Below are 18,228 nucleotides of genomic sequence, written 5' to 3'. Positions count from 1 at the left end.
CTAGCAACATGAATAAATTTTCTTTGATTTCATTCTTGATAAATCCATTTATAAATTTACCGTGTTTACAACGGGGACTTTGATTTCTACGCTGGTTCCTTGTCCTTTAAAACTAATGATTTTAGTAGTACCGCCAACGCTGGCGATCCGTTCACGAATATTTCTCAATCCATAACTTCCTGCATGTTCATCCTTAGCTTCAAAACCAACACCGTCATCAATGATCCGTAATAAAACATTTTGCCCGACAATTTTTAGATAAACTTCTAGCTCGTTGGCTTTCGCGTGCCGCAATGTATTAGACAACAACTCTTGAACGACCCTGAACAACTGATCTTCAACACTAGAAGCTACAGAAATGTCTTGGATATCCCATTTTAGCTGTATTTGGATTTTTGTCTGTAATTCCTTTAATAATTGCTCGATTCCTTGACGCAGACTTTTTCCTTCTAAACTGATTGGGCGTAAATGCAAGAGTAAGGCTCGCATCTCAGATTGAGCAGCATTGATGATATCTGCGACCATCGCTAACTGCTTCTTATACGGCTCTAGTTCCTCTGAATATTGCGACTGTTCATTTAATGCCGACATCATCATCATCGCAGCAAACAGCTGTTGAGAGACTGAATCATGCAATTCTCTCGCTAAACGGTGTCGCTCTTCTTCCAAAATTTTTTCCTTCGTTGTTCCATCGATCATTTGCGGTTGACTGCTCAATTGTTGCAGATCACGAGACGTCGTAATTAATTTCTCTTTGATACGCTTGATATCATGATCCACCAACAACATTTCTTTATTTTGCGAAATGGGTGTATCTAAAAAGGCTTGCTCATAATTTCCAGCTGCCAAACTTTGCAGTTTTTTTTCGATTTTCCCTAACTGACGCTTTTCTAAAAATGCTACTAAAAAATAAACGACGGCACAGACAGTTAGCGATAAAATCAAAATATGAATAAACAACGGAATATAAAATATTCGTGCCCCGAACAGCTGACCGAATAATCCCCTTTTTCCAATAGCATACATATAAAGAAATAACGTACTTAAAATCAGTAAAAAAGAAATCAAGCCCGAATATAATGCAATCTGTATGCGCGAATATTTTCCAGTCATACACGAATCACCTCAATATCTCCGACTAAAGTATTGGTGATGATCTTCAATCGTCGTTGACTTCCATCATAATCTTCGCTGTATATTTTTAGCGATTCATTGCGTAAGGCATATTGTTCATCATCAAAATCTACTTTACCATATAAGGTCGCATGTTCTAAAACTAAGCCTACACCATAAGGAACTAAGATACGTGTCCGCCCAAATCCCTTGCGGACGATTACGATATTGTCTTCTTTTGGCAATAGCGTATTTCCTAAATCAACCAGGGTATCTCCAGCTAGAATCGAGATATTGATATCATCCCATTCAAATACTTGCGTACCGATACGTTCATTTCCAATCCAACTCTGTCGTTTCCGCTCTCCATTGTGTTCGCTGGGTTCTGTGCTATCGACCATCACAATGCTTTTTTTATTTTTCAAAGAATGATTTGGCATAGAGATGCCTGCCAGTTCAAATCCCTTTAATCCTAAAAATAAAACTGCAAAAACCAGCATCAGCCAAGTAGCTGGACTATTGACTAGACAAATGATCACGATAACTAAGCCTAAAATCAACTGAAATTTACGTTGACCCTGTTTTCGTAGTGCAAAATAAATATTCAAACCACCGAAGAGAAGCATGATTAACATTGCTGGATTAGAAGATAATTGCCATAATAAAAAAATTGCCAGCAAAGCCTCTACCACGAAAAAAAAGCGCCATGGACTTTTCAAGTCATCTTCCCCCTACCTACTTTTATGTAATTCCTATTTTACTGTTTTTTGATTCGCAATGCTATCGGTCTTAAGTCGCAACCGTAAAAAAGGCTAAAAGAAAAGAGGCGACCAGCGCCTCTTAGAATTTTTAGCTTTGTGAAACTTTTGTGATTTTAACTTCCATGCTTCCGCCTGGAGTAGCGATCGATACGACATCGCCTACGCTCTTTCCAATCAACGCTTGGGCGATCGGCGAGTCATTGGAAATCTTACCTGAGAAAGGATCAGCTTCTGCTTTCCCTACGATTGTATACTCTTCTTCTTCTTCATCTGGCAATTCAACAAAAGTAACCGTTTTACCAATTGAGATTTCGTCAGAGTCAACATTATCTGTATCAATGATTTGTGCGAAACGAATCATGCTTTCTAATGTATTGATACGACCTTCGACAAAAGCTTGTTCATCTTTTGCTGATTCGTACTCAGAGTTTTCTGATAAGTCGCCAAAACTACGAGCGATTTTGATACGTTCAATAATTTCGCCACGTTTTACTGTTTTTAATTCTTCTAATTCTTGTTCTAATTTAGCTTTTCCTTCTAATGTCATTGGATACGTTTTTTCTACCATTTTTTCTTCTCCTTCAGTCAACAAAATTACGAAAGGTAATCTTTTATAGATTTAATCCACAAAAGATTACCACGTAATGATTGTATTGTAAATTATTTATTGCCCTTTATTGACATATTTTTCAACCAATTCCATATGTTCTTCATATGTCTTAGCATAATAGACTTTTCCAGTTGAGATATCTGCTACGAAATACACGTAGTCATTATCGGTTGGATTCAAGACTGCCGAGATTGCTTCTTGACTCGGATTATCAAATGGACCCGGCCCATAACCAGTATTCACATACAAGTTGTACGGCGAATCTACTTGCGTGTCTTTGATCGTTACAACTTCTTTATGTTCGCCTAGCGCATAAAGAATCGAAATATCTGATTGCAATGCCATACCTGAATCAATTCGATTAAAGAAGACTTGTGCGATATTTTTACGATCAGACTCAGTGACCCCTTCTTTTTCAACTAGGGAAGCCAGTGTCATCACTTCTTGCACATCCATGCCTTTTTCTTTTATTTGACTGTAGTATTGAGACATCACTTGGTTGGTTGTATCGACCATTTGAGTCACTAGATCTTCTAAACTACGGCTCTTATGAACATTATACGTTGCTGGGAATAGATACCCTTCTAAACGATAACGAACATCTTTTGCGTTACCTGCATCCGTCAATAAATCTGGATAAGTCGTTTTCAATTCTTCAAAGAATTTATCATCTTTCATCAATTTAATGAAATCAGCTTTTTTGAAATCTGTTTTCTTAGCGACTAAAGTAGCGATTTGATCAATATCATAACCTTCAGGAATTGTTACCTTAGAAGCATCGTCCAATGGTTCGGCACTTCCGCCTTCTTGAAGCTCTTTGCTGATTTGATCAAGCGTCATATTAGGTGAAAACTGATAATAACCTGCTTGAAAATTGGTTAGATTTTTAAATTTCGTATAGAAGTTAAAAATCATTCCATCTCGAATGACATCGCCATCTTCCAAGATATCTCCAATTTGACGATTTGATGAACCGCTTGGCACCTCGACCTGAACTAATTTTTTGTCGTTTTTATCCAAAGGTTTCAACCCGGCATTCACATAATTATAACCAGAAATTGCCAAAATCCCTGCTACAATCAAAATACCGATAGTCAAAACATAAACAATCTTATGGACGACCCGATCTTCTTTGCGACGTTCTGCTCGTTTCAAGTTACTCTCCTCACTTAAATCCCCTTCAAATTCAGTATCCATCCGATGAAGCTCATCGAATTTCTCACCAATTCGCGTAAAAATAGAAGGTTCTTCTCTCTGTTCATGTTCCTTTATAATAGGCTGCTTCGTTTCAGCTTCAGTAATTTTTTTTGAACTATCTTTATTAGACTTTTTGGCATTTGAAGAACGAGAAGCTACTTTTTTCTCTTTCTTTCCCTTTGATAGTCTCGGTTTGGCTTCAATTACCGGCTCATTTTCAACGCTTTTTGAAGGCTCGATTTTTTCTTCCACGGATTCTTTATTAGCTTCAGTCTTCGCTACTTGCTTAATTACCGGTGGAATAGCCCTTTTCTCTTCAATAGGTGTTGAAGGCCCTATGATTTCCTTTTTTACTGTTTCAATTTTTGGCTTTTCATTTTTAGTTTGTCTCTTACCAAATAAACGCTCGTATGAGGATGCTAATTCTTCATCATTCTCGCTTTTATTTTCTTTATCCAAACGTCCACTACTAGCAGTCGTTTTCTTTGTCGGCTCAACTTCACGATTTTTCCGGCCTTCTTCTAAAGCACGCATAATCTGCTCTTTAAAAGACCCGTCTTCCGAGTGTTGGTTTTGATCCTCAGACAAAAAACAACTCCTCCTTACCTCATGTCATAACTTTAACCATTATACATGAAATAAAAGAGGAGTGAAATGTAAAATTTATTTAGTTAAGGAAATATATAAAGTTCTTACTGTTTATTACACAATAAAAATAGTATGCCTATTTCTATATTTTTTAAACCATTTAATTTATATAGTAATCCCACACTTCTAATTACATCATTAAAATTTCCTTTTTATAACTTTAGTAAGAGCCTTAAACTCTGGACGATGGAAACTTTGAAGAACATAAATAGGTAAAATTATTCCTGAGGTAACTAAAATCCTTACTACAAAATACAGAATCCCCAAATTTCCTTTAAAATAATTAGAAATTAATAAAGAAATTACTATAGAGCTGACTAGTAACAATAGGTTTTTAGGTAATGTTCTTAAGTACTGATTAAAGCCTTTGTTAAAGCCATATTTAAATAAAACATATGGCTCATACCAGCACGGAACAAGGATACTTGAAAGTAATGTACCAAATAATATTCCATTAAGTCCTAAATCCATTACCCCAACAAAAAATAGAGAAAAAGCTAAATTTAATACCGCTTCAACAATTGATTTATGTCTTTGAAACCAAGCTAAACCATATGCATCAATAAATGAAAGGGAGCTCTTTCTTGTTACACCTACAGCAAAATTGATTACCATAATAAAAACTGTCATGAATCCTAAGCGGAAACTATGACCTATCCAAATATCAATGAAAGGATTAATTAAAACCAACAAAAAAGCGCTAAAAAAATAAGCAATACTATAACACAAAAAAATGTGTATCTTAAAAACATTTATTCCTTCTTCATCGCTACTACTTATTTTAAAATTTCCTATTGTTGCAGTAATAGAGCCCGTTACCTGATTAACCAACGCATTTAAAGATGCTATAATTAAAGAATAATTGTTATATAAACCAACTTTAGTCAATCCAATAAATATTGAAATTAGGATATTATCTGTTCCAGTAACTACCATATAACCAATTTTATTTGAAAATTGTCCTAATGTATTTTTTTTAATTTCATCTATTAAATTTTCAGGTAATTGTTTATTACTTGATTTTAATTTTTTTAAGAAAGGATACTCTTTGTCTGCCTTTATAGAAATAGAAATGTTTCCTACTATTGTACATAAAACCTGAAAAACGAGGTAAAAAGCATAATTTCTATAATAGAACAATATAAACGTACCAACAACTTCAAATAAGATCCAAAAGAAAAAATCATTTAGGGTTACGATATAATTGTTTTGATCGGCAATGATTATACTCCTTTTGTACGTGAAAAAATAGGAAACGACAGTATTTAGGAGGAATAAAATATAGTATAAATAGATACCATCAATATTTTGATTATTTTTTAAAATTAAATGTAAAAAAGGGATAAAAATAACACCTAAAACGCCAATAATTATACCGATTATACTGTATATTTTTTTATAGAATGCCATTAAACTGATTGTGGTCTCATTATCTTTTAAAGATAATGGCTTATATAGCGAGTAAACTAGTGCAGGTCCAATACCTAGTTCTGCTAAAGACAGAATCATTAAAACATTAGTAAATAATCCATTCAATCCAAGAATTTCTACGCCTAAAAACTGAATAAAAAAATACCTTGTGATAAACCCTACAATCATTTGAAGTATAAAGACTGTTGCTCCGACAAAAGAATTTCTTAATGCAAATTTTGTATAATTATTATTCATCTATTTCCCTCATTAATTTCTTTATAATTATTGGATAGTGGAAATTTTTTTGAGCAAATGATTGTACATATTCGCTATCTTCTTCCCAATTACTATTATTAATAAGCTGAATCAATTTTATTGAAAAATCAGATATATCCTCACCTTCATAAATCATACCATTTCGCTTATCAGCAACTATATCATTTGCTGAAATTATATTACTAGTTAAAATTTGATTTCCTGCAGACAGGGCTTCAACTAATACTATTCCAAAACTTTCATATCTTGAAGTAAGAATAAATATTCTTGACTCACTATACAATTTCCAAAGCTTATTTTTATCTTTTACTTCTCCAATGACTTCAATTATATCTTTCAATAAAGGATGTTCATTATATAAATTACTTAATTTTACTTTTATTGAATCACTCATTTCACCAACTAATAAAATTTTCCAATTTTTTTCAAATAAAACTTTTTGATTTTTCACAATTCCTTTGAGAAGAAATTCAGTATTTTTTTGATATGTTCCCATTCTAGAAACATGGATAATACTTTTTGATTTTTGAGATGATTCTATTTTTGCATGATTGTACGGAAAGTAGCCATTAGGAATATATAATACCTTTTTCTTCCATAAATCGGTTAATTCCTCAGATAACATTTTTGTTTCTATACTAATAAAGTCCGTTTTGCTTAAAACTTTCTCATATCTTAGTGGAATGATGGGTAAAATTTTTGAAGATACTTGAAGTTCTAGTATTGATTCTGCTATATCTAATTTCAAATATACTTTTCCATTTGGATTAATCTTCTTAAAAAGAACAATAAGAATTGAAGTATACCACCTTAGATGAAAAAAATGAACTACATCAATTGCTTTTCCTTCTTTAAAAATGTATAAAGCAACACTTAATAATTCTGAAATTGCCTCAAAATATCGATTCCAATGAGTAAAAAAATATTTATTTATAAATTTGTGTTTCAATTTTGGAAAAAATTTTTTCTCATCAGGATATTGACCATTTTTCCAACTTACTATGAAGCAATCATAATCTTTATATTGCTCACTTATAAGCCCTGGAATTACACCAACATCTTTAGTAATATGTATATTTTCACATCTTGGAAAAATAGTAACCCATTTTTTTTTCAAATTTAATCATTCCTTCTAAAAATAACTTATTTACAAAAATATTCTTTACTATATTGAATTTATATAATATTTTCAAGTATTGAACTATTTCCAGCCCAAACGTATTATTCATTTGAAGTCACCTTCTCTGCAATTCTATTTACCGGCAACTTCACTGCCTCATTCATAATAGAAATATTATTTTTAATTATTCTGAGCTTAAACAATAAAGAACTTCGCGAAGTCTTATGAAGTAAATCAGATGAAGCATCTTCTTTATGATAAATTGATATCTTAGATGTATACATTTGTTTATAATCTAATTTTCTACACAGCAACGCCAACAATTCCTCTTCATAATACAAAAAAGTATCTGGATAAAAACCAATATATTTTTTTAAATAGTTTTCAGTAAAATATATAGCTGCGCCATGTAACATATTTTTTTCAGGATCTAACACTTTCAATTCATGATCGTCCTCTACTTTAATAGAATCAATTTCACTCTTCGCTAATTTTGATAATATCAGCTTTATCGTTCCTACTAAATTTAGTTTTACTAATAAAAATAATAATCGATTTTCAAATTTAGTTTTTTTTATCTTACTTCCATTAATTAATGAAACAGGTAATGTATTTTGATTCTTTCCATCACGACTAATGATTTTGGTCCCGATCATCGCTACATCATGGGGAACGTCCAACGTAACTAATTCATTAAGGTAATTTGGATTATCAAGTATCGTATCGCCATTGATAACTAATATGTTAAAGATATCCATTTTTTTTAAATAGGCGATTCCCAAATTATTTCCCTTAGCAAAACCTATATTTTCAGCTGATTTTATCAAAGTTATTTTACTATCCAATTTGTATAGATCATTTAAAATTCTAAAAGAATCATTTTTTGAATCATTATCGACTAAAACGATATGATAATCTTGATATACCTGTTTTTTGATTGAGTTGATGCATTCAATAGTGTCCTCGTAGGCTAAGTAATTTAAAATCACAATTCCGATTGTCATTTAACGACCTTTCCAATTATTTTCTTTAGCATAGTATCTTCCCCTGTCTTGCTTTCAGAATAGATCGTACTCATAGCATATAAAAAAGTTTTGTAAAACAAACTATTAGAATACAATAATTTACGAGGAAAATTGTTCTTTGAATATAATTTATTTTGAGAGTATATTTTTTTCAAAAGTGACTTAGCTAAGTCACCTCTATCTTGTATACATTTTACCGCTATTGAATCATTTAAATTAAGCGCTTTTTGGTAAAAATGATCCATCTCTTCAGGGTATTTCTTTATAAAAAATTCTTTCAAGAGTTCATTTTTCTTTAGGACGTCAAAATTTTTGACACTGATTTTACTAGTTAAAGTAGAATTTTCAGCAGTACGATAATAATAGCTTTTACTATTTAATAACCCAATTTCAGTTATTTGATCTAAAATTTCATAAGCAAATAGACCGTCTTCATAAATAATCCCTTCATGAAAGTAAACTTCTTTAAATAATTCTCTACAATATAATTTACAAGTTGGTGACATCGCAGGGTAGCTAGATTTATACAGATAATTGATCATTTTGACAAAAGAATTACTAAAAATAGAATAGTCATTTGATTTTTTTGCAGTTAAATCAGTTGTTTCCTTTGTAAACTTACACATAACGACTTTCAAATGTTCATTTTCTTTAATGACATCCATTAACTCTTCAATATGAAAATTTTGAATATAGTCATCACTATCTACAAAAATTAAAAAATCACCTTGTGCCTGCTGAATACCAAAATTTCTAGCTTTGGACTGCCCGCCATTTTCTTGCATGAATAATTTAATTCTCTTATCTTGCAAAACAAATTCTTTTGCGATATCACTCGAAGAATCAGTAGAACCGTCGTCAATTAAAATTATCTCTAAATTTTTATATGTTTGTTGTATCACACTGTTTAAGCATTCTGATAAATATTTTTCAACATTATAAATAGGGATGATGACACTTACTAAATTATCCATTGCAAGCTCCTTTTACATAATCAATTACCGGTTCAAATGTTTTTGAAAAAGTAAAATGTTCTTTTCCGTATGTATAGATCAAATTGCTTAATTCATCCTGACTTTGTTTAGCTAGTAGTGATTCATACCATTGAACGATGCGCTCAATATCTAATGGGGAATCATCCGCAGGAACTCGATAATAAAAATCGACATCAGCGTTATCTAAGTCTGTCTTCACTCCAGAAACGATCGGTAGCCCTTTCGCTAGATACTCTTTCCCTTTTAAACTGCTATTATATGAAACTCCTGATCTATGCCGAGCCAATGAGTCAATGCCAATATCTGCTTGAGCATAAAATTCATCCAGTTCATCTAGGTTTTTTCTACCAACTAATTGAACATACTCAGCCATTTGAGTATCTTTCACTATTTTTTTATACTCATTTAATACGGGACCGTCTCCAACTAAAGTAAAGCGTACTTTAGTCTGCTTATTATTTTTACGATAATAATTGATCAACCCATTTATTACTCGATCATATCCATGATAAAAACATAAAGAGGCCACAGCTACAAGATTGACAGTACTATCTGCTTTGTCTTTGTGATTTGGTTTTTCCAAAAATTCATAGGCATTCGAAATGTTAATAGAAGGAATTTCATAGATAGTGGTATCATCTGAATATGTCACATTCTTATCTATATATTTAGCAAGTTTTGGGACCCAAATTTTTTCTTTACTTGAAATAATCCACTTTAAGATGCCCTGAAATTCATCTATGTACGGATAAGTGGGGATCTCTACAATCAGCTTGATTGCTGGATTTTCTTTTTTCGCACGTTTGACCATCTTTATAAAACTTCTATCGAAAATAGCACCTTTTCTGATATAAGCAAAGTCATACTTTTTCCATTCGATATTTTTAGTATTGAAATATTGAATGGAAAAAAAAGGTACTACATTAACAAATAGATGCCAGTTATTTCGTCTAGGATTAATATGAGTCGTCATATTAATCCCTTGTTTTCGAAATTCTGCTATCTGCTTATATATTTTTTCGTTGATTCCTTCAGCATGAGATAGGTCTTGAGATATAAAAATACCGTTCATTTTCTATTCCGTTCTGAGTCTTCTACTCTTTTTTTCAATAATGATAATTCTTGTGTTAATCTTTTTATATTACGTTGTGATTTAATTAAAGAAATATGTAGCATTAAAGTAAATACCAGCAACACCCCTGTTAGTGTGTAAAGTGCTAATGAAGTCAACGTTGTAATTCCAAGTATATTAGCAATTCTCGTTGCAAGGGCTGGAAATAGTGCTCCTATCAATAAAATAAACGCCAATACTAACCACTTGCCCATTTGACGAATGTCTGCCTGGTCTCTTCTCACCATCCGAACCGTTAAAATAAAATAAGCGACCGCAAGTAAAATCGCAATTACTTGTAATTGAATTGGCATTATTCCTTTTTCTCCTTTCCAATTATGGTTGCAAATAATATTGATAATGAAACGGTCAACATGTAATTGATAGAATTCAATATGTTGATACTTGACTCACCTGTTGCACGTTCAAACATATTTACGCCAACTTCTTTTACACGTATTTTATTAGCTAATAAATGCATATAGCTTTCTGGTTCTGGATATTTGCTAGGATAACGTGTAACAAATTGTTCAATAACCTTTCTGTTTCCAGCTCGGTAACCACTTGTCACATCTTTTATTCGTACCCCCGACGAAAACCTGATCAACGATGACAGAATTTTAATTCCGGCTTGACGTGCTCCTGTTGATTTGAATTTTGATTTACTATCAGCTACAAAACGAGACCCTACGGTAAAATCAGCTACATTTGAAAGAATCGGTTCTACTAATTCTGGTAAAGACTCAATGTCGTGTTGACCATCACCATCATACTGAACTGCAATGTCATACCCTTTTTGCATTGCATACATATATCCCGTTTGTACAGCTCCACCGATTCCTAGATTTTGTACTAACTCTACATGCTTTATATTATTTTGTTGTAATACTTCTTCTTCATTATCAGTCGAGCCATCGTTGATCACGATATAGTCTAAATCATAGTCTGTTTTCTTTCTATACTCATCAACAGTTCTGATCACTTCAACTATTCCTTCAGCCTCATTATACGCAGGTATGATTAACAAAATCCTTTTCTGTTTCATTTCTCCATCCTTACCACTCTCAAATTCGTTATTGATTACTCTTTTGATTATAAATATAAAATTTCATTAGCAAATTGGTAACACCTTTTCCCCAATACCGACGATACATCGCTTGCTCTTCTTTTTCTCTAGTATGATCATTTGTATTTACAGTTGTTTCAGATTCTTCATGGATACGATGATACATTAATTTATTTGAGATATAATGTATAGATCCCTTTCGGCGCATTATTCGTTCCCATGCATCCCAATCTAAGGTCATTTTTAAAGATTCGTCAAAGCTAAAATCATGCAAACGTGACATATTATAAGATACTGCTGGACAACAAATGAAATTACCAAAGGCATAGACTCGCCGTTGATATCCCTTAGTTGGAAGAAGGTTCATTATATGAAGCCCGCTAGTTTTGATCTTCAAATTGATATTTCGAGAACGTAGATTGGAGTTTTGATCTATTTCAGAATAATCTGTAAAAACAATGTTAGAATCTAAATGTTTTTCAAAAGCCTTGATAATTTCACTACCATACTCTGGCAAATATACATCATCTTGGTGGGCTATCGTTGCATAGTTTGTTTCTACAAACGACAATGAGTTATTCCAGTCTTTTCCGATACCTCCACCCGATTTAGAAAACATTTTGATTCCATATTTTTCACACAATTCTTGAATAAATGGATTTGGGGTACTTGTGTATAAAGAAACACAGGATGCCCCTTCTATAACTGAAGATTGATTTAAACATGTTTGTATACATTCTTCAAGATAATCAGACTCTTTATAAGCACAAATCATAAAAGTATGTAGTAATTCCATCTAACCCCTCCGTAATAAAAAGAAAATCCTGATAGATTGAATATATCTATCAGGATCAAATCAAAATAAGTTCACGATAAAATTATCTAAAAAAACGATTTTTTAAACGTTGGATCGATAATCTTACTTTAAATTCAAGACTCGCCAGCTTACTTTTACGCTCATTATGGCTTAATAAGTTTTTGATATGCCTAATAGAATTTAGCTCATAGTCTATTGGTTTTTTTAAGTCATTGATTATTGTAGCATAGACATTTTGAATTTGATATCTTTCCTCTGCAATAGAAACAAAATTAACAGCTTTTTTCTTTTTCTCCTCAAAATTGTTTAATAAATCTTTTAAGAGAAAAACCAACTGATCAATATTTCCTTGTTCATAAAGATCTCCAAAATCAAATATTTCATAAGCTGATAGATGGCCTGGATTATCTGAAAAAATTACAGGAATGCCATTTAATAGAGCTTCGACATAGACTAATCCAAAAGTCTCCATTGCGGAAGGAAAGACACAGATATCCTTATCCGTTAGTTCTGCCCACGGATTGTCAAGATTGCCTGTAAAGCGGATATTTTTTATTTTGTGTTCATGAATATAATCTGAACAGATTTTTTTATAATCAGCATCCCAAGCACCAATAAATACTAATTCAAGATCTTTTTGCTGCATTTTTTCATAGGCTTTGATTAATTCTAGCTGATTTTTTCTTTTAGTTAAGCGACCAACAGAAACGATCCTATGTTTCGTGGCCTTTTTAATTTTAGTAGGTACGATTTCTGTGTATGGAGAGAAATTTTTAACTTCCATTTTAGTAAAGTGTTTATTTAATGTATCATTCAGCTTTCCACTTACCGCATAGATATTTGTCGAATAATCTTGTATGAAATCGACTTTATCCAAATAATAATCAAATTCATTTTCCGGAAATTCATGAATCAACCAGAAATGTGGGATACTCTCACATGCTGCTGCTATTGCACCTTGAAACATATTTACAGTATTTGTGATTACAATATCGGCTTTATTTTCCCAGATAAAATGTCGAATCGAATTAATGTTTTCTCGATATGAAGTTGCCCTAGAAACATCCGTCCCAACAATTCCCCCTGGGGCATCTTCCCACCACCATTTAATACATGGTAAAAAATGGATTTCGATTCCCTCATCAAGACACTTTTTCTGATACTCTTTTTTATTATCAAAATCCGATCCTGGAGCCAAATTGATCACACGATATCCTTTAAAAACCAAATATTTCATTAGATTAAAAATAGATATTTCTGCACCATTATCAAATGTCCCTGTCGGTGAAACAAAAATCAAAGTCTTCACATCACTACCACCCTTTTTATAGATACCCAAATAATGCTACGCATGTATTGATCCATGTAGTTATGAATACTAATTTAAATATTAGTAAAACAAGTTTTTCTTCATTTAAAGCTAGTGTCTCTCCATCAAATGTTTTAAATACCTTATTCAACACTGGAGATAAAAACATTGGTACCATAGTCAGTATATAGAAATGATACCTTCCTTGCACTCCTGAAACATTTAAATCACCTAACTTGAATACCCGATCATCACCGCTTATAGCATAAAAAACAGCTAAAGTGACAACACTAAATATTCCAAGTATCCCTAGATATGCTGTTTTAGGAACAATACTATGGAACAGCAAACTAATTACAATTAACAAGAATAAAAACACCACGATATTAATAAAGCTCAATGTTTCAGATTTCATAAGAAATGGCTGTGGATTTTGGATAGAACCCATGATCGTTGCAAGCACATCAGAAAGACTCCGCAACACTACCTCAAGTGTATAGATCGGATGATTGATAAAATAGCTCAATCTAGAAATTGTATCTGCATCGGCCATATTTGCTTCTGCCGCTCTTTTCGTAATTAGACCTAGCCTAGTTAAAAGAGTATTTTGTCCAATCCATAAAATGCCTAACACGCCACTAAATCCGATCGCAAAAAAGCTACTAATATAAGTTTTGATATTTTTGAAAAAACGTTTTGGTAAAAATAATGGTAACACTGCTAGTAAAACCATTGGCGCTTTACAAAATACCAATAAGAAACAAGTAAAACAATAAAAAATCATTTTTTTCATGGTGATAGAACTTGTTCTATCTATAAAATTAGCAAATTGAGCAATCACTAATAATACTAAACCATAATAAGATGAATCATAACTATACCCTGCCGTAATCCATAAGGTATAAGGCAATGTACCAAAAGCAAAAAGCTGAATTTTATAGTTTTTACTAATTTTTATAGCCAAAAAAACCAAAATCGCATAAAAAATCAAGTTAAAAATTCTTCCCATATAATATGAAACAGCCAACTTACCACTAATTAATTGTCCAAACTTGATACCTAATGCACTGGGGATATAAGCTGGGTTATTGAACCCTTCTACATGAACATATTCTGACTTGTATTCAGACGGTAAATTTTTTAACGCCAAAAAATCTTTGTTATACAAATTTGTATTTATTTTACTACCATATCCAGGTTTGCTAGGCAGTTTAGTAATTGCTAAAAAGTCAGGTGAAACCATTAAGAAATTTTTTTCATCTACTTGATTTCTTATTTTACCATCAGATACTTGTAATGCATGGTAATAATGTGTATTTTCATCTAAATTTTGTCTAACTGGTAAAATAAGCGCATTAGCAATCCCTAAAAAAACAATCATTACAAAAGCATTACGTGCTATTTTTTTTGGATTGCTTAAACGACTGAAAGACAATGTCAGTATTCCAGCTATTAAAGCAATGAGCATATACAATTTAGGCCATAATGCAGCTCTATATTGTAAACTAAATTGACTAACTAACATGATAATGATACCAAACGCTAGGAGAAGATAATTTTTTTTTAATTCTACGACATTTTTCAACAGTCTATTCATTTTCTTCCATCCTTAATAAATTCAGTTAATTCATCTTGTTGATTAGAAGTTGTACAGTTTTCTAAAACGAAGTTAAACGCCTTATTAGCTATCTCATTGCGTTCCGATTTCGATAAAATCATTTTCTCAAGTTCCTCATACCAATGATCATCTGAAACTAAAATACCTGTCTCATTAGGGATGATCATTTCTTTGAAAGCCCCTATATTACTAGCGATTGTCGGCACTTTTACTAAAGATGCTTCTAACCACTTGATCTCTGATTTGGCACGATTGAAGACTGAATCTACTAAAGGTGCTAAATTAATATCTACGTTCGCTATAAGTTTAGGTAATTGCTCTCTAGGTACAAAGTCATGCACTTTGATTTGTTGACTAAAAGGCTTCATATCTTTTGGGACATCTAAATGGCCTACTAAATTCAATTCTACGTGAGGGTACTTGGATAATATTTTTTTTATAGCTGGTTTAATTAATTCAAAATTTTCATTATGAGTGATAGAACCTGAAAAATAACCAATCTTTACAATATCACCATCACATTCTTGATGACCATGCTCTAAACTAATGTCTACTAGTTCCTTACTCGCTAAATTTCGATTTATTAATACTAAATCTTTGTATTTTTTAAGTTCAATCTTCAAAGGAGTTGTTGCTGCGATAGCTCCATCACATAAACTTAGCATTCTCCCATAGCTTTCAACACCCGCATCATAGTTTAATTTTTCTTCACTAGAGATTGATTGCGTATATTCTAACTGATCTGTATATTGAGTATCAATAACTAAATCGTCAATATCATAAAGGATCGTTTTGTGATATTTTTTGGCTAAAGAACATAGCTCTGCTAATTTATCGCTGTATCCCGCACGATAAATAATAATATGACTTGCATGCTCTGCATAACCCATCTGAAAACTTGATAATGGGATAGTCCAAACGTCATAGCCCAGAGATTTAAGTTGTTCAGCCTTATTGTTAACACGATAAGTTGTCAACTGAGGAATAATATTTTCAACCCCGTCAATAATTAATATGTGTTGCTTAGTTACTTTATTTTTAACATCAAACATAATTTGATCAATTACTGACATAGGATATTCAGTATTATTTTCAATATATTCCAATAAAGCTGGTACTTCAGTCTCGCGTTTTAATCCTTGCCAAGTAAACTTATCATTATCATAGTTGGCAAATGCTGTATATTTTACTAATGGAATTCCATCTTTTAGCATAGTTAATGGATGAATGTACATTGGACTGTCTTCGTTCGTTGATGCTAATGCCCCATGTTTAAAACCTAAATCTGCAAAATATTTTGTAAAGACTGTTTCATGTTTTCCAATAGCTTTTTCTCTAGAATCTGTATCTCCTATATTACGCCAATAATCATAAAAACCACCATAATTTAATAGTGATTTTTCAATAACCAGAAAATACGACTGCAGATGTACTGGAATATGATTGTAGCGATTGTATCCTGTAAAATCTGGCTGAAATTCACCATAAGAGATACCCCAAAAATCTAGTTTTTTGTTCGCCATTTTATTAAAAGTCTGATTCAGATCAGACATCGGTCCAACATTCGTATCATTTACTAATAGAAGCTCATCATATTGTTTTAGTTTATCTTTGCCTAAGTATTCGATACCGTAACGAAAAGCAGCTGTATCATACCCACTATTTTCTCGATTTTTAACCTCACCCAATTTTTTCAATCGTTGAATATCAATTGTAGGTAATTCACCATTGATTACGATCAGTACATCTTCAACAATTGCAGCTAGCTCTTTCAAAAAAATATATTTATATTCTTGTAATTTATCTTGGTTCTCATAAATTACATAAACTAAAAACCGCTTAGGACTATCATAATTATTTTTCATTCGATTAATAGTTCGAATAGTTCTCAATGCACTTCCCTTAAGGCTTGGAAATTTTGATGTTCGCCGTTTTATTGCCATAAAAAAACGGCGAAGAGTAACTTTTAGCAGTCTTGGATTTTTGACCAGTTTAGCCGAATACCTCAGTGGCTTGAAAATAGCATTTCCTAATCGATAAGACTTCGAATTTAAAATCAAAGTTTGTTGCTGAGCTAGGTCATCGTTAGCCACTTTTAAATTTTTTATTTCAGCGTTCATCTCGATAACTTGATCATCGAGATCACTCTTTTCAGTGATTACAAGTTGCTCTTTTTCTGATAAATCTTGAATCCTAGCTTTCGCAGTTTTATACAACGAATCTTTTTCATCTAATTGTTTAGTTAAATAGTCTCTCGTTGTTTCTAATGAATGAACATAATCTGTCACATTATTAAGATGCTCGATTAATTCTGTTAAACGATCTTCAAGGATCATTAGATTTTTCCCGACAGCATCAAACACTTGGTCAGATATAATTGAAACATATTTTTTTAAAATATACAGGTATGTTTCATAATAAAATTTTTCTGATCCATGATCTCCTTTTCTAGATATTGACTCATTTAATATTCGATAATTCAACTTTGTTCCAATAGCCTGTTCTGGTTTCGCATCTTTATTAATGACTAAATTTAATATAAAATCATAGTCTACGAGTTTTCGACGATTCAGATTTAAATCGTATCTTACTTCACCAATTTTAGAACTTCTAATAAGTGAGCAGTTATCGATATAATTGGATTGTAAATGTTCTTCAAACGAATAAGGCTTCGAAGCCATAAAAATTTCTGTTGAATCAGCATCCACTAAATCAGTATAAATAATATCCTTTTTAGTTTGAAGCGCTTTTTCCAATAAAATCTCCACATAATTGTCGTCTAAATAATTGTCACTATCAACAAATAAAATGAACTCGCTATCATTCCATTCTAAGCCCTTATTTCGAGTGAGACATATTCCTAAATTATCCTGTGAGATATATTCTGTTACTTCGAAAGGACTATCTGATATCACATCTTTAATAATTGTTTCAGAATTGTCCGTTGATCCATCATTGATTATCAACAATCTTATTTTTTGATGTGTTTGTGCAAAAATACTTTTCAAACATTGCTCGATATATTGGCCATGATTATAACAAGTTACTACAACTGAAACTGTATTATCCATTTATTTATATCACCTTATCTTTATCCTTAAATACACTATTTAAAGATATTTTCTTGAAATCTAAATTAGAGACCTACT

Annotated in this window: 15 protein-coding genes; all 15 read right to left on the bottom strand. The window is 32.0% G+C overall.

Features of this window, described 5'->3' with window-relative positions:
* Positions 1-48 precede the first annotated feature (48 nt).
* The 15 genes from ACQKTA_RS01120 to ACQKTA_RS01050 all read right to left on the bottom strand — a co-directional run bounded on the left by ACQKTA_RS01120 (position 49) and on the right by ACQKTA_RS01050 (position 18,150).
* Positions 49-1,113: a sensor histidine kinase gene (locus tag ACQKTA_RS01120; protein ID WP_427813889.1), complete on the bottom strand. Its 1,065-nt coding sequence runs from the start codon at positions 1,111-1,113 to the stop codon at positions 49-51.
* Positions 1,110-1,832, bottom strand: a complete 723-nt coding sequence (gene liaF, locus ACQKTA_RS01115) for a cell wall-active antibiotics response protein LiaF (RefSeq protein ID WP_427813888.1) — start codon at positions 1,830-1,832, stop codon at positions 1,110-1,112. The genes ACQKTA_RS01120 and liaF overlap by 4 nt, the downstream gene beginning before the upstream one ends.
* Before the next feature lie 130 nt (positions 1,833-1,962).
* Positions 1,963-2,442: a transcription elongation factor GreA gene (gene greA, locus ACQKTA_RS01110; RefSeq protein WP_427813887.1), complete on the bottom strand. Its 480-nt coding sequence runs from the start codon at positions 2,440-2,442 to the stop codon at positions 1,963-1,965.
* 96 nt (positions 2,443-2,538) lie between these two features.
* On the bottom strand, positions 2,539-3,681 hold the full coding sequence (gene mltG / locus ACQKTA_RS01105) for an endolytic transglycosylase MltG (RefSeq protein WP_332581614.1): 1,143 nt from the start codon (positions 3,679-3,681) through the stop codon (positions 2,539-2,541).
* Between the two features lie 786 nt (positions 3,682-4,467).
* Positions 4,468-5,997 carry a lipopolysaccharide biosynthesis protein gene (locus tag ACQKTA_RS01100; RefSeq protein ID WP_427813886.1) on the bottom strand — a complete coding sequence of 510 codons (1,530 nt, stop codon included), beginning with the start codon at positions 5,995-5,997 and terminating at the stop codon, positions 4,468-4,470.
* Entirely contained in the window at positions 5,990-7,135 is a 1,146-nt protein-coding gene (locus ACQKTA_RS01095; RefSeq protein ID WP_427813885.1) for a glycosyltransferase, read from the bottom strand. The genes ACQKTA_RS01100 and ACQKTA_RS01095 overlap by 8 nt, the downstream gene beginning before the upstream one ends.
* Positions 7,136-7,239: 104 nt before the next feature.
* Complete coding sequence (locus ACQKTA_RS01090) at positions 7,240-8,142, bottom strand: glycosyltransferase (protein WP_427813884.1); 903 nt, start codon at positions 8,140-8,142, stop codon at positions 7,240-7,242.
* Positions 8,139-9,137, bottom strand: a complete 999-nt coding sequence (locus tag ACQKTA_RS01085; protein WP_427813883.1) for a glycosyltransferase family 2 protein — start codon at positions 9,135-9,137, stop codon at positions 8,139-8,141. Before ACQKTA_RS01085 ends, ACQKTA_RS01090 begins: the two co-directional genes overlap by 4 nt.
* Complete coding sequence (locus ACQKTA_RS01080; protein WP_427813882.1) at positions 9,130-10,230, bottom strand: glycosyltransferase; 1,101 nt, start codon at positions 10,228-10,230, stop codon at positions 9,130-9,132. The genes ACQKTA_RS01085 and ACQKTA_RS01080 overlap by 8 nt, the downstream gene beginning before the upstream one ends.
* Complete coding sequence (locus tag ACQKTA_RS01075) at positions 10,227-10,583, bottom strand: DUF2304 domain-containing protein (protein ID WP_427813881.1); 357 nt, start codon at positions 10,581-10,583, stop codon at positions 10,227-10,229. The genes ACQKTA_RS01080 and ACQKTA_RS01075 overlap by 4 nt, the downstream gene beginning before the upstream one ends.
* A complete protein-coding gene (locus tag ACQKTA_RS01070; RefSeq protein WP_427813880.1) occupies positions 10,583-11,314 on the bottom strand; it encodes a glycosyltransferase family 2 protein in 732 nt (243 codons plus the stop codon). Before ACQKTA_RS01070 ends, ACQKTA_RS01075 begins: the two co-directional genes overlap by 1 nt.
* 28 nt (positions 11,315-11,342) lie before the next feature.
* On the bottom strand, positions 11,343-12,131 hold the full coding sequence (locus ACQKTA_RS01065) for a glycosyltransferase (protein WP_427813879.1): 789 nt from the start codon (positions 12,129-12,131) through the stop codon (positions 11,343-11,345).
* Between the two features lie 82 nt (positions 12,132-12,213).
* Complete coding sequence (locus ACQKTA_RS01060; protein WP_427813878.1) at positions 12,214-13,461, bottom strand: glycosyltransferase family 4 protein; 1,248 nt, start codon at positions 13,459-13,461, stop codon at positions 12,214-12,216.
* 16 nt (positions 13,462-13,477) lie between these two features.
* Positions 13,478-15,058: a DUF2142 domain-containing protein gene (locus ACQKTA_RS01055; RefSeq protein WP_427813877.1), complete on the bottom strand. Its 1,581-nt coding sequence runs from the start codon at positions 15,056-15,058 to the stop codon at positions 13,478-13,480.
* On the bottom strand, positions 15,055-18,150 hold the full coding sequence (locus ACQKTA_RS01050) for a rhamnan synthesis F family protein (RefSeq protein WP_427813876.1): 3,096 nt from the start codon (positions 18,148-18,150) through the stop codon (positions 15,055-15,057). The genes ACQKTA_RS01055 and ACQKTA_RS01050 overlap by 4 nt, the downstream gene beginning before the upstream one ends.
* Between the last annotated feature and the right edge of the window lie 78 nt (positions 18,151-18,228).

It is taken from the genome of Enterococcus sp. 22-H-5-01, from assembly GCF_050310005.1.
GTDB lineage: Bacteria > Bacillota > Bacilli > Lactobacillales > Enterococcaceae > Enterococcus_A > Enterococcus_A hailinensis.
This window is presented reverse-complemented; position numbering and strand designations above follow the sequence as displayed.

Coding starts and splice junctions, on each gene's coding strand:
- ACQKTA_RS01120 (WP_427813889.1), bottom strand. CDS start 1,113: ATGACTGGAAAATATTCGCGCATACAGATTGCATTATATTCGGGCTTG.
- greA (WP_427813887.1), bottom strand. CDS start 2,442: ATGGTAGAAAAAACGTATCCAATGACATTAGAAGGAAAAGCTAAATTA.
- mltG (WP_332581614.1), bottom strand. CDS start 3,681: ATGGATACTGAATTTGAAGGGGATTTAAGTGAGGAGAGTAACTTGAAA.
- ACQKTA_RS01100 (WP_427813886.1), bottom strand. CDS start 5,997: ATGAATAATAATTATACAAAATTTGCATTAAGAAATTCTTTTGTCGGA.
- ACQKTA_RS01090 (WP_427813884.1), bottom strand. CDS start 8,142: ATGACAATCGGAATTGTGATTTTAAATTACTTAGCCTACGAGGACACT.
- ACQKTA_RS01085 (WP_427813883.1), bottom strand. CDS start 9,137: ATGGATAATTTAGTAAGTGTCATCATCCCTATTTATAATGTTGAAAAA.
- ACQKTA_RS01080 (WP_427813882.1), bottom strand. CDS start 10,230: ATGAACGGTATTTTTATATCTCAAGACCTATCTCATGCTGAAGGAATC.
- ACQKTA_RS01075 (WP_427813881.1), bottom strand. CDS start 10,583: ATGCCAATTCAATTACAAGTAATTGCGATTTTACTTGCGGTCGCTTAT.
- ACQKTA_RS01070 (WP_427813880.1), bottom strand. CDS start 11,314: ATGAAACAGAAAAGGATTTTGTTAATCATACCTGCGTATAATGAGGCT.
- ACQKTA_RS01065 (WP_427813879.1), bottom strand. CDS start 12,131: ATGGAATTACTACATACTTTTATGATTTGTGCTTATAAAGAGTCTGAT.
- ACQKTA_RS01055 (WP_427813877.1), bottom strand. CDS start 15,058: ATGAATAGACTGTTGAAAAATGTCGTAGAATTAAAAAAAAATTATCTT.
- ACQKTA_RS01050 (WP_427813876.1), bottom strand. CDS start 18,150: ATGGATAATACAGTTTCAGTTGTAGTAACTTGTTATAATCATGGCCAA.